The sequence below is a fragment of the Pseudomonas sp. S150 genome (genome assembly GCF_004526365.1).
GTDB lineage: Bacteria > Pseudomonadota > Gammaproteobacteria > Pseudomonadales > Pseudomonadaceae > Aquipseudomonas > Aquipseudomonas putida_A.
In genome coordinates this window covers 1,251,434-1,265,172 of record NZ_CP038207.1, presented here as the reverse complement: position 1 = coordinate 1,265,172, position 13,739 = coordinate 1,251,434, and the positions used below count along the sequence as shown (strand labels likewise).

Sequence of the window (13,739 nt, the reverse complement as noted above, 5' to 3'; positions counted from 1 at the left end):
TGAAATGAATGTTTTGATCATTGGCAGTGGTGGCCGTGAACACGCCCTGGCCTGGAAAGTGGCTCAGGATCCGCGCGTGCAGAAGGTTTTCGTCGCGCCGGGCAACGCCGGTACCGCGATTGAAGCCAAGTGCGAGAACGTCGCCATCGACGTGCTGGCCCTTGAGCAACTGGCCGACTTCGCCGAGAAAAACGTTTCCCTGACCATCGTCGGCCCGGAAGTGCCGCTGGTGGCAGGCGTGGTCGATCTGTTCCGCTCCCGTGGCCTGGACTGCTTCGGCCCGACCGCCGGCGCTGCACAGCTGGAAGGCTCGAAAGCCTTCACCAAGGATTTCCTCGCGCGCCACAAGATCCCGACCGCCGACTACCAGAACTTCACCGAGATCGAGCCGGCCCTGGCTTACCTGCGTGAAAAAGGCGCACCGATCGTGATCAAGGCCGATGGCCTGGCCGCCGGTAAAGGCGTGATCGTTGCCATGACCCTGGCCGAAGCCGAAGACGCCGTGCGCGACATGCTCGCCGGCAACGCCTTCGGCGACGCCGGTTCGCGCGTGGTGATCGAAGAATTCCTCGACGGCGAAGAAGCCTCGTTCATCGTCATGGTCGACGGCAAGAACGTCCTGCCGATGGCCACCAGCCAGGACCACAAACGAGTTGGCGACGGCGACAGCGGCCCGAACACCGGCGGCATGGGTGCCTACTCCCCTGCCCCGGTGGTCACCGCCGACGTGCACCAGCGCGTGATGGATCAGGTGATCTGGCCGACCGTGCGCGGCATGGCCGAAGAAGGCAACGTCTACACCGGTTTCCTGTACGCCGGTCTGATGATCGACAAGGCCGGCAACCCGAAAGTCATCGAATTCAACTGCCGCTTCGGTGACCCGGAAACCCAACCGGTGATGCTGCGTCTGCAGTCGAGCCTGGTGCTGCTGGTCGAAGCCGCTCTGGCGCAAGCGCTGGACAAGGTTGAAGCACAGTGGGATCCACGTCCGAGCGTCGGCATCGTGCTGGCCGCCGGCGGCTACCCGGGCGACTACGCCAAGGGCGCGGTGATCAACGGTCTGGACACAGCCGCAGGCCTGGAAGGCAAAGTCTTCCACGCCGGTACGGCGCTGAAGGATGGCAACGTGGTGACGGCCGGTGGTCGCGTACTCTGCGCCACCGCCATGGGCGCCAGTGTCAGCGAAGCGCAGCAGCAAGCCTACAAGCTGGCCGCTGCCATCGACTGGGAAGGCTGCTTCTACCGCAAGGACATTGGCTACCGCGCCATTGCCCGTGAACGTGGCGAAACCAAGGAATAAGCTGTCCTTCACGTCCGGCGCGGGATGCAGTCCCTCGCCGGGCTGTTCCGCCGCCGCGCATCGTTATATTCTGGCATCAACCTACGAAGGGATTTCGCCGTGCGCTGGCTCAGGATTGCCATAAGTTTCACCGTCACGTTGCTGACCTTGCTCTGCATGCTTCCGGCTCTAGCCGCGCAAGGCAGTGGCTGGTCGGTATTGCTTGACGATCAGGGTAATCTGCAACTGAGCGACATCCGCTCGGCGCGCTACACCAATCAATTCAGTCCCATCGAACTTGATCGCCTCACGGCGGCCGAGCCCGATGGTGCACTCTGGCTGCGCTTCAAACTGGCGCCGGGCAAGCACGAGCAGGTGCTGCGGATCTTCGCTCCCGACCTGTCCAACCTCAGCCTCTACGTGCTGGACGGCGACAAGCTGATCGAGCAACGCACTTCCGGCACCCATCAGCCGCAGGTCGAGCGGCCACTGCCGAGCAGCGACTTCCTGCTGCCGCTGCCGCAAAGCGACAAGTCCCTCGACGTTTATCTGCGGATGGTTTCCGACCATCAACTGCGCCCGCACATCACCCTGCAATCGGCGGTGATGAGTGCCGCCAACCAGAACCAGACGCTGATCTTCGGTCTGCTGTTCGGCTGCCTGGGCATGTTGCTGCTGCACAATCTTGTGCGCTACGCCTACTCCCGCTCGCGCAGCAGCCTGTGGCTGGCGGTCTGCGAAGGACTGCTGGGCCTGAGTCTGTTGCTGTTGCTCAACCTCGCCGGCCCGTGGTTGCCGAACTGGCACGCGATCCAGACCCCGGGCGCCTATCTGGCGTTGCTGCTGACCGCCCCGGCCGGGCTGATGTTCGCCCTGCGCTTCTTCGCCCCGCTCGGCCCGCACCCGCTGAACAAACTGTTGCTGGGCGACATTCTGTTCATCGTCATCTGCAGCCTGCTGCTGTTGTTCGTCAACACACTGCCGCTGAACATCATCACCTACGCGCTGGTGGCGCTGGCCGGTCTGAGCATGTTGCTGGTCGGCTTCTATCACTGGCAGAAGGGCTACCGTCCGGCGCGACTGTTCGTTGCCGGGATGGTGGTGTTCAACATCGGCACGCTGATTATTTTGCCGGCCCTGCTGGGGCTGACCCTGGTGGCGCCGCAAGGCCTGATCATGACCCTGATGGGTTTCATCTGCATCAGTGGCTTGCTGATGAGCATCGCCTTGGGTGAACGCCAGCGCAGCATCACCGAAAGCCGGTTCAGCATCAGCCGCGACCTTGCCGCGAGCAATGCCGAGATCAACGCCAAAGCCGAATTCCTCGCCAAGATCAGCCACGAAATCCGCACCCCGATGAACGGCGTGCTGGGCATGACCGAGCTGCTGCTGGGCACGCCACTGTCGGTCAAGCAACGCGATTACGTGCAAACCATCCACAGCGCCGGCAACGAACTGCTGACGTTGATCAACGAGATTCTCGACATTTCCAAGCTCGAATCCGGACAGATCGAACTGGACGACGTGCAGTTCGACCTCAACGCGCTGATCGACGACTGCCTGAGCATCTACCGGGCCAAGGCCGAACAGCAGAACGTCGAGCTGATCAGCTTCATCCAGCCGCAAGTGCCGCGCGTGATCAGCGGCGACCCGACCCGCTTGCGCCAGACCCTGCTGAGCCTGCTGGAAAACGCCCTGAAGAAAACCGACGAAGGCGAAGTGCTGATCGTCGTCGCCCTCGACGAACGCAGCGTCAAACCGCGCCTGCGCATCGCCGTGCAGGACAGCGGCCAGCCAATGGAGGCGGAAGAGCGCGATGCGTTGCTGCACGCCGAACTGCACAGCAAACACTTCCTCTCGGCCAACCGTCTGGGTGGCAACCTCGGACTGGTGATTGCGCGGCAACTGATCCGCCTGATGCACGGCGAGTTCGGGATCAAGAGCGGCGCCAATCAGGGCAGCACCTTGTGGCTGACCCTGCCACTGGACCCGGATCGCCTCGAACACCCGACCTCCGACCTCGACGGCCCGTTGCAAGGTGCGCGCGTGCTGGTGGTGGACGACAACGATACCTGCCGCAAGGTGCTGGTGCAGCAATGCAGCGCCTGGGGTCTGAACGTCAGCGCGGTGCCATCGGGCAAGGAAGCGCTGGCGCTGCTGCGCACCAAGGCGCACCTGCGCGACTACTTCGATGTGGTGCTGCTGGACCAGAACATGCCCGGCATGACCGGCATGCAACTGGCGGCCAAGATCAAGGAAGACCCGAGCCTCAATCACGACATCCTGTTGATCATGCTCACCGGCATCAGTAACGCGCCGAGCAAGATCATCGCGCGCAACTCCGGGATCAAACGCATCCTCGCCAAACCGGTGGCCGGCTATACGCTCAAGACCACGCTGGCCGACGAGTTGAACCAGCGCAATAAAGGTCAGGTAGTGTTCCAGCCGCAAGTGGTCACTCCCGCGACGGCGGCCAAGGTGCCGAGCGATTTCCGCATTCTGGTCGCCGAAGACAACACGATTTCGACCAAAGTGATTCGCGGCATGCTCGGTAAACTCAATCTGCAACCGGACACCGCCAGCAACGGCGAAGAAGCCCTGCAGGCGATGAAGGCCCAGCGTTACGATCTGGTGCTGATGGACTGCGAAATGCCGATCCTCGATGGCTTCTCGGCGACCCAGCAGCTACGGGCGTGGGAGGTCAGCAATCAGCGTATACGCACGCCGATCGTCGCGCTGACCGCGCACATCCTCGCCGAACACAAGGAACGTGCGCGTCAGGCCGGGATGGATGGCCACATGGCCAAACCGGTGGAGCTGTCGCAACTGCGCGAGCTGATCGAACACTGGGTAGCCCAGCGCGATCAGCAGAACCGTACGGCGTCGACCTTTTAAGCAGGGGTACCACGCCAGTTCGAGCGTGACTCAATCGGCTGCGCCGTTCTCTTCGGCTGGAACGTCTTCAATCAGCCTCAACAACGCCACGTTAGCTTCAAGCCTGTCCTGGACTTTCAGGGCGATGGCTGCGCGAACCGGCCCATAGAGCGTTTCGGACAAATTGGCACTGGCAGAGCGTCTGCAAACACTGCCGCGAATATCCTCAGCCTGGAATAGCTCGGCCAAAGGGTTGTCAGCGAGAATCCGTGCAGTCGCAAATTCGATGTAGACGCTGCTCATCGACATCGGCGAGTGCGCCACGACCACCAACAGCCGTATGATTCTGGAAACATCTGACTGATCCGTCGCTGCATCGCTGGCGCCTTTCTGCATGTAACCACGCAGCAGCTCTAGTGCCGGCTCGCTTGCGGAAAGTGCTGCCAGTCGACGCATGACTGCGTTTGCAACGCCACATTGCTCCACAGCCCCCCCGAACTCAGGAGCGACCACCCAGTCAACGACAGACACGCTGTTACCCTGTGCGACGGACAGATCCAACCGTGCTCTGAAATGTCGCAGCCAGTATTTGTCCAGAAATTCCATGTAGACGTCATACCAGCCAATACCCGGATCTTTCTCAAGTTTCTTGTTGGCCGCCAGTTGCGCCAACAACAGAGAGTTTATTAAATCCTGATAGCGTTCCGGTTTGTCTGCCGGCGGAATCAGTACAACGGCACCCGCAACGATCAAAACGGAATATTTGCAATTCATATAATCGCCCCCAAAAAAAAGCAGTCGACCTTCGACTGCTTTTTTCGATTTATCAGATATCAATATCTTCAATCTGATCGATACCCACCAGCTTTTTCTTGATCGTCTCACGCACTGCGTTGGCGACGTCGGTGTTTTTGGCAAAGAAAGTTTGAGCTCGATACAAACTTACATTACGAACATCGACATCCACGAACATCACTTTGGTAGAGGTGTTCTTGCGCAGAAAACGCACCGTTCCCAGCGCCATGATTGCCTCACCGTCGAGTTCGACACACGCTCCGGTGGAGATGCCGCCCACGCCGTGGTCCAGCAAATTTCGCTCATAAGCGGTCAACGCAGCAGTGTCCCGTTTTTGCAGGGCCGAGATTGCATCACCCGCGACCTTCAGCATCAGAACGCTGGTTGGTCCTGGCAGTGCAACATTAGCCAGCACGGAACCCAGAATCTCCAGTACCAGCTTGTCCATCCGCACACTCGTGCCTTCGATACTGAGGTCATTGTAGTACTGATCGACAGGCGTCCAGCCAGCGAGGGTCATCACCTCACGGAACCGCTTATACCAATCTCGGCCCTGATGCTCTTCGGGGTATAGCTTGTTCGCTGCACGTGTGGCGAACAGAAGAGCGTTCTGGGCATCCGACTTGTTCTGATCCGAAAGTTTGCCAGAAAAACCCATTGTGACTTCGCCGACAACAGAGCCTTTCGACGGTGCCTCGATTTCGTCCCCTACAGCCAACAGGCCACGAGAGCGAATAACCGGCGCACCCACATCACAGGCTTCAATCGCGTTAATACAGGAAGAGATATAAAGCTCATTAACGATTTGACTATGCACAATAAAAGTCCTTATTAATTAGTAGGCAAGCCCCTCTTGAACTTGCAAGAAAACAATAAACAAACAAGCCCAGCACCACAAACTCAAATCTGTAACATCTTATCCAGCAAACAAGATGCAACTAACAACATCACACAAAACAACTATCAAACAAAAAACGAAAAACCGACTGCCTCGCGCAGAATCTTCTGCACACACAAGCAACTAACCGACTGATAGACTCGCCGTCATCACTCTCCGGATGCGAGTCGCCCTCATGCTCCACGTGTTATTCAGCGTTTACCTGAAGATGCTGGTGCTCTACAGCCCGTTCTTCGTGTTGTCCTGCTTCATCAGCCTGACTCGTGGCTACTCGCGCAAGGAACAGCGGCGCCTGGCCTGGAAAGTGGCGATCGCCACTCTGATCTCCAGCGTCTTGCTTTATCTGTTCGGGCGGGTGATTTTCGATGTATTCGGGATCACTGCGGACGCATTCCGCATCGGTGCCGGCAGCGTGCTGTTCATCTCGGCATTGGGCATGGCTCAGGGCAAGCCGGTCGTGCAGAGTGACAACGTGCAACAGGACGTGACGATCGTCCCGCTGACCATCCCGCTGACCGTCGGCCCGGGCACCATTGGCGCCCTGCTGGTGATGGGCGTCAGTCAGCCGCACTGGGACGACAAACTGACCGCGATCATGAGCATCACCCTGGCCAGTTTCACCGTAGGGGTGGTGCTGTATCTGTCCAATCACATCGAGCGGGTGCTCGGCGATCAGGGCCTGCAGATCGTCAGCCGGCTGATGGGCCTTTTCGTCTGCGCACTGGCGGCGCAGATCATCTTTACCGGGATCAAGGGCTATCTGGTGTCCTGAACGAAAAAGGGCTGCGGAGGAAAATCTCCGCAGCCCGGTCTGATCTGCCAGCTCGCAATGGCTTACTGGTCGATGGACAGCCCGATCAGCGCGCCGAGTTCCAGCAGGGGTTCCGTGGCCATCGCACTCATCAGCTCCTCCAGGCTAACGGTCACCGAGATTTCGTCAGGTAACGCAATCCCGAATGTCACCTGCTGTTGCCGTGCCGCATCAAGGCTCGTGGCATTGCGCAGAATGATGCTGCTTCCCGAATCGGGATCCGTCAGCAGCAAATGGCCGTCGGACCTCGAGACCAGCCATCGCTGCATCGGCTCCAGTGTCAATGCCAGATGAATGCCTGCTTCCTCGGCGTCGACAATCAGGCAATCAAGCCGATCCCAAGTCTGTCGGGCCAGTGAAAGGTAATCTGCAGATTTCGCAAACTTGAGTACCAGTGTATCGACGCCATCCGGAATCGCTACAATCCTGCCCGATGAGCCAATACCGTCGATAACCAGCGTATCTGCAATCCGGCTGACCGCTTCCACAGTCATCCATGTATCGATGGGTTTAATGTCTTCACTGGCATTGCTGAACAGTCGGCCCGTTACAGGGTCATGCAGCACCAGGGTCTGATCGTTCGCCACGCCCAGATATTGTGGCCATTCACGTCCTGACACCGAGACACTGAGCAGACGGCCGGCTGCGACGTCATACCAGCTGCAAAGATTATCGCTCCTGCCCGCAAAGAGGTAAGGACCGCTACGCTGACCGGCAAGCAGTCGCGCCAGCTTTTGCTCCCGCGCCTGACGAGACGCCAGGCCATTGAAGAATTCGACTTCCACACCGACGATACGCGGTGGCTCGCCATCGGCCAGGTCGAACAGCACGTGGTCATGCCGGCGGACGTGCAGGCCGGCTCCATGGGGCACGGCCCAGGCAAAAGTGTCCCGCGGCATGACTCGCTGCATCGGGGCCAGCAAGTGCGCCTGCAGCAGACGCGTCCCCGAACCGAATGCCGCCGCCAGGCTTTCAGGCGCCATGAAGGGCTGACGATAGATTCGTCCGGATGCCCAGTCCATCATCCACGCCGCTTTTTTATCTGGCGTCAGCCTCAACACGCGCATGGCTTTGCCCGCCGTGTCGGCAATCAGAAATTGCTGATCCAGATAGATGACATACAGCGATGTCTTGCCCGTTGCGTCGCGGATACCCCCGACTTCCACGCCATCGGCGGACTCGTTCTGAATGCTGGTCCCGACCGCTTCCCACCACTTGAACCCTTGCCCAGTGCGCTGCTGGCGGGCCGACAGCCATGCGTGATTGAGTCCCACCAGCCGCGTCTGGCCGTCGTCATTCATCTGGAACAGCATGCCTTCGTCAGTGAGGATGACGTATTGTCCGCCCTGGCGGTGCACATGCTGCACCTCAAGGTGCAAGACACTTTGTGCAAACATCTCGGGCATCTGATCCGCTGCGCCGATGTGCTGTCGATAAACAAGGCGATGGCCAAGATGATGAAACAACACTGTATCGCCGCTTGATTGAAGCGGATCAAGCAGCACCCAATCGAGAAAGTCAGGTGTACCTTCCGTATTGCGCAGCACAGGCCGAATGACGCGCTCATCTTCACTGCGCACCCAGGCTCGGGTGGCTTTACGCAAATTCTCGTCGAAGGTGTCGATCGTAATCATTGCGCCCAGTGTGAATTCCACTCTCTGGTCATCAAGTACCTCATGGTATGGGTAGTCGTGCCGTCGGAGGAAATCCGAAACATTGTCGCGTCCTTCGCGAATGATCCACGGATGGTCTGAATTCATATCGGAGATCGCAGTAAGGGCGAGGTAGTCTTCGCCGAGCAGGTAAGTCAGCTTGTAGAAGCTTTTCCACATGTCTTCAAAGCGCTGGACCACCTGCAGCAAACCCTCTGGCGTCGCCTGAATCGAAACAATGCAGGGGTTTTTTGATAAATGTATTTTCATCACCCGGTAAGTGCGTTTGATCTGCCCGGTGACCAGATCCGTACGCCAGATGATTCCCTGCGCCGGGCAGTAATAAAACATCTCCTCGCCGATCTTCGGGCCGATGCAGATCTGCGCCGCATACTGTGGGTCCAGTCCGCGCACCAAGTGCATGGCATCTTCGGTGTGGTCGTACCAGGCCGTGGTACGAACACCAGTCAGGGCATCGTGATAGTTGCGGATGACCGTCGGGCCATCGGCCAGACGATGGGCGCGGGCGAGTTCGCGCAAATGCTTGCGTGTGGCCGGGCCGTCGGCATCGTTGAGCGCGTCGAGTTCAGCAAAGAGCAGCGCTCCCGTTGCCCAGCCAACCTGATAGAAGCCCTCCGCAAGTTGCAGGTAAACGACACTCCTGGCGGGCACCTGCACCCGCATCGAGCCCAACTGAAAAGTATCCTGTTCCAGCTTCACCGCCGCCGCACTCACCCATGGAGCACGCAATGACCACGTCATTGGATCATCGGAGGAAACCTGCAGCCGCAACGACTTGACGCCCTCGGTCAGGGTGATCGAGCAGTGCCCGCCAGTGGCATCGATGTCATAGCAAAGGTAACCGTGCACCTCCTGCGGCAATGGGGGGACGTGCAGAAAACGCTGATCAGGGCCAATCGCAACACTGACGCGGGTTTCCTCGTAGTTGGGCACCATTTTTTCGATGATGTATTCGGTCGGCAACCGGTAAAAAGTGAACCAGAATTGCCGCTTGCCTTCCCTGTCGTGCTCCAGCGCCAAAGCCGTTTCCAGGTTTTCCCTGAGTGTTGTCGAAAAGGGTAGACCACCGTATTCGTAGCCCAGGAAGCACTCTGGCAAACTCGGCAGCACGACGCTTTCAATACCGGGAGTCATATCGAGGGAAATCGTACCGCGAAGGTCGAGAGTCTCTCGAAGGCTGAAAGCCTTGCTGCGATCCCCAACGATCTTCGGCGGATGCAGATCGGAGTAATCGTCCGCTGCGAAAATTTTGTGGTGGCCGAAGGTAATGAGCCCTTTGCGCAAATCAAGCCCGGTATAGACCGCACAAGGATTGGCAATGTAGGTATCGCCTTGCACCGAATGGCTTTGCGGTCGATAGGCCGAATGCACATCATTCAGATACCGGCCGATCCGTCTTCCACGTTCTGCCCTGGCGCTGAACCCCTCGACCAGGGCGCCGATGCCCACCGCCAGCCCGCCCAGAATCACCCCGGCGCCGCCGAGGAAGGCCGCCGCCGTGCCCGCACCGGCAACACCGGCGCCCAAAGCGCCAACACCCAGCACCAGCCCAGCTGAATCGAAGGCCAGCTGCGTGGCATAGACCGCACGCTGGATATCGTTTTGTGCATTGACCAACAGATAAATGTCAAAGCCGATGCTGGCCAGCTGCAAAACGGTTCCGACACCCTCGTTCAAGACGTTGCCCAGTGCATTACTGACAATCGACGAGGTGGTTTTGGCCACCCGCAGTCCGTCGGTAAAGGCATGACGCACCAGATTCAGCAGTTGTACTGCGTCGACCACCAGCCCGTGAGCCATCTGCGCGTAGGCCAGGTAACCGTGGATACGTACTGCCGACGTCAACGCGGTCGACCCCATCCCGGACTCCGCGCTCTGCAAGCCGAGCAGCAGGGCTTGAATGGCAAATCCGGCATTGAGCGTGTGCACCGCTCCGACATCCGTCGGATCGATCACTGGCGCCCCCGCGCGTCTGCCGGACAACGCTTCAAACGTATCGCTCAGGTAAGACTTGATCCCTTGCAGGCGCGTGTCATCGGTCTGCACTGTGTGTGTGCGCTGCGGATCACTGGCACTGACCATGGTGATTTCGCTGCGCCCTTGCGCAGTGCTCTTCAGGGAGTCGAACACCGGAACGAAGTCACGAGACAGTTGATGCTGGTCCTGTAACCGCAGGGTCGCGCTTTCGATCGTCCGCGCCCACTTGTGGCTGTCCACACTGCTCAGCGCCTGTCCCAGACGCGCGTTCTCTGACAGGGAACGCGCGCGCAAGGCGGCATGCTGACTCCAGGGTTCGACGGCACGCCCGCCACCCAGCGGATCACTGCTGAGCAAATGCTCAACGCTAATTTCCGAAGGCAACGATTTACCGGCAATGCTTGCGCCGTCGAGTTCGATGACCTCGAAAACGCTGGCAGCCCCCCGTTCCAGACCATAAAGCCTGGCAATCACTTCCTCCTGCATGAAGCGCTGGACGCCTTGATGCAGATCCTCGATCCGGGCGAACGCATACAGCCCGAAGTTGGGATCGTAGAAGCGATAGGATGTCTCGCCTTGCACCACAACCTTGCTCACCAGCATCGAATGATTGTCTGTGTTGAGCAACAGGCTGCCGGCAGCGGTTTTTGCTTCCAGCGTCTGCATCACAGTGGCCAGGTTCGCCGCCGGCCTCTTCTCGCCGAATCGCACCATGGGTACGCCACGCAACTCGTCCAGCACCTTGAGCAGGGCATGGGCTTGCGGTGCGTCGGGAGTGAGATTGGCAATCGCCAGTTTGCCGATCAGCGCGCGCTCGGCCGAAGCGCCTTTCTCCAGTGCGGCGGCCATCACCAGCGCCAGTGGATAGCAGCGTCGGCCCGGATCCCCCGCACCGCGCAGCAGCAAATCCTGTGGCAATTGCCTGCCCGCGTAGGCGCCTGCCTGGACGAAGGTCTCACGTACCGCCTTGCCCCGAGAGAGGATCGACGCCCGGCGCTCATTCATGGCGGCGACTTCGACCCGACTCACGTACTCGCGCCATTGCCGCACGCTGATCGGTTCGGCAAATGCCTGCGCCTTCAGCACCCTGGAGTTCTGCCCGAGCGATTCGCGCTCAGATGCATTGACTCGTGCCTCGACCGGTGCAGGATCGCGACTGAGCAGTGTCTGTTCGATCACCTCGTAGCGCGCGACCAGGCCACGGTCGCGCGTATCTTCGGCAAAGGCGACCGTGGTTGCCCATGCGTCTGCGAACCCGACCTGATCCAGTGTTGCGGCACCGAACAGGCCGCCGAACATCACCCGATGCAGTGGACTCAACTGCTCCAGCGGCAACTTGCCCGCCGCGATGCGCGCCAAGGCCTCGTTGAGATTACCCAGTGACTCGGCCCCCATGGACGTTGGAGCTTTGTCGACTGTCTGGTTCAGCACCTGCTGTCGAGCATCAAAATCGAGGCGGATGGGAACGTTGAACGTCACATCACCGGTCAAGCGGTCATTCATGGCGCGCACAAACGGCTCACCCAGATCATCCAGCAGTTGCTGCAGAACCGAGGTCAGCAACACGGACTTTCCTTCTATGACCGGCCAGCCCAGTTTGAACGTGAGGGTCCGCTCTTTGAGCAAATCGGACAGATTGCCGGCGTAGCGCGACTTGAGCTTGCCCGAGTTCCACTTCTCATGTTCTTTTGCCAGCCAGTCTTCGGGGGTATCCTTGACTGCCCAGCCGGAGATCATTTCTTCTTCGGTAAAGACGTTGAAGCCGTCGACCTGCTTCATATGATGGCGAATGTTGTTCAGCTGTTCACTCTGCAGTTCTCTTTCGACATAGCCGATTACACCGCCTTCAAGTGCGCCCGGACCGGTCATGTAGATGGTGCCCAAGGCGTCGAAACGAATCCCGTCCTGATAATACTGAGCTATGGCGCGTATGAGCTTCTCTGATGAATATTCACGCGATGTATTGGGCAAGCGCCCATCAGCCTGCGCTTCAGAGACGACCTTGATTGCAATATCATCGACTGACGACACATCTGCTGGCGTCACGCCTGCGAGTATCATGCGGCGCTCAACCTCATACAGGCAGTCATAAGCCACCCGGATGAAGTGCATGCTCGCATTGACCATCTTGCTGCCAGGATGAGCCAGAACATAGGCATTCATTTCCTTCGACGACGGATTGCCCCAGGCCGCGCCGCGCCCGATGGCATCCTGGGATAAAGACGTCGGCTGCGGCGAAGCGAAAATCTGCTCCACACCCGGCCTGCTCCGGGCAAATGCGCTCAGTGCCTCGAGATGCTCGGCGGGAATATGCCCGGTTCTGTCGACATAACGTTGCCGATCGCGCCCCGGCATCAAGGTATCGTCATGGTTGAGCAATAACTGCAGGACACCGATCTTCGCGTCTGTGCTGAAACCACTGATGTCCACGCCCCCCGGTCTCTCGATCAGCGGCGGCAAATAATCCATGTCGCTGTAACGCCCGCCCTCGAGAAACTCGGCCTGCAGTCGCACCACGTCACTGGCAGCAGCAAAGTTGCCGCGCATGGCGACTTCGCGCTGGTAGACGTCAGCCAGAAAATGACTGGCAAACTCCTGGCGAACATCGCGCAGGCGCAAGTCCTCACCCACCATGGCCTGATGCGAATCCAGACATTTCTGGCGGAAGGCTTCGAGCGTCGCACGTTCCTTGCCATAACCCCGCACCATCAGGTCGATCCGCGCCTCGTCTGCGCGTCCGGCCCAGCGTGGATGATTCAGGTAGTCGAACATCTGCTGTTTGAGTACCCGTGCGCGGTCTTCGATCATTCTCGACAGTCCCGTCGGGGTTACCTTTTCGTCCTTTAATACCTTCATCGTGTCCGCACGGGCACTGTCGAGAATCACCCGATTCATTTCAAAGGCCAGCAGCGCATCACTGTCATACCAGAGATTGAATGCATATCCCTGCGACGCCAGTACCTTGCGCCAGATGTTCATGTAATCGCGCTGATTCGGCCCGACCTCACTGCCACCGACCCAGACAAAATGCATGATGCGCGGTATCGGTTTGCCAGCGGAGAGCATCTTCACAGTCGCACTCAAGCGGCGGTCGTAATCGCCCAGTTTCAGGCGCAGTTTATTGACCTGAGCATCCGCGGCGTCCAGCTGTGTTGATTCAATCGCGTCCTTTAGCAATCTGATCGCTATCAATTGTTCTGCAAGACTGGTAGCCGCCGTAGCTCCGTCGTAGTAGCGCAAAGGAGCCTCCCCCAGGCTACCGCTGACGGACTCAAGTTCTGTGCGCGCAATAAGATCGGCGAACACTCTGCCCATCGTGACTTCATCCATAGTGCTCAATGCAATTTCCTTTTTTTTGGCCAAACGAACCCATCGCGACGACATGAACCGTCGCGACACAGAGAGAAAACAAACTTCAAAAAACCCAACGAA

6 protein-coding genes are annotated in these 13,739 nt (G+C 58.9%); 3 read left to right on the top strand and 3 right to left on the bottom strand.

Going from position 1 to position 13,739, the window contains the following annotated elements; translation table 11 throughout:
- Window positions 1–4: 4 nt before the first annotated feature.
- Window positions 5–1,300 (top strand): phosphoribosylamine--glycine ligase, encoded by a 1,296-nt coding sequence (gene purD / locus E3Z29_RS05770; RefSeq protein ID WP_134785340.1) that lies wholly within the window; start codon window positions 5–7, stop codon window positions 1,298–1,300.
- A gap of 99 nt (window positions 1,301–1,399) precedes the next feature.
- On the top strand, window positions 1,400–4,174 hold the full coding sequence (locus E3Z29_RS05765) for a hybrid sensor histidine kinase/response regulator (RefSeq protein WP_115988297.1): 2,775 nt from the start codon (window positions 1,400–1,402) through the stop codon (window positions 4,172–4,174).
- Window positions 4,175–4,204: 30 nt separating this feature from the next.
- Here the strand turns inward: E3Z29_RS05765 and E3Z29_RS05760 are convergent, their stop codons facing one another.
- Both E3Z29_RS05760 and E3Z29_RS05755 read right to left on the bottom strand, forming a co-directional pair.
- Window positions 4,205–4,999, bottom strand: a complete 795-nt coding sequence (locus E3Z29_RS05760) for a hypothetical protein (protein WP_256662071.1) — start codon at window positions 4,997–4,999, stop codon at window positions 4,205–4,207.
- The gene (locus E3Z29_RS05755; RefSeq protein WP_098967026.1) at window positions 4,980–5,765 is read right to left on the bottom strand and encodes a hypothetical protein; all 786 of its coding nucleotides are present in this window, start codon (window positions 5,763–5,765) and stop codon (window positions 4,980–4,982) included. Before E3Z29_RS05755 ends, E3Z29_RS05760 begins: the two co-directional genes overlap by 20 nt.
- Before the next feature lie 256 nt (window positions 5,766–6,021).
- On the opposite strand from E3Z29_RS05755, the gene E3Z29_RS05750 reads away from it, so the two are divergent.
- Window positions 6,022–6,618, top strand: a complete 597-nt coding sequence (locus tag E3Z29_RS05750; RefSeq protein WP_027613585.1) for a MarC family protein — start codon at window positions 6,022–6,024, stop codon at window positions 6,616–6,618.
- 62 nt (window positions 6,619–6,680) lie between these two features.
- Here E3Z29_RS05750 and E3Z29_RS05745 read toward each other — a convergent pair whose 3' ends face one another.
- Window positions 6,681–13,637 carry a TcdA/TcdB pore-forming domain-containing protein gene (locus E3Z29_RS05745; RefSeq protein WP_256662086.1) on the bottom strand — a complete coding sequence of 2,319 codons (6,957 nt, stop codon included), beginning with the start codon at window positions 13,635–13,637 and terminating at the stop codon, window positions 6,681–6,683.
- Window positions 13,638–13,739 lie beyond the last annotated feature (102 nt).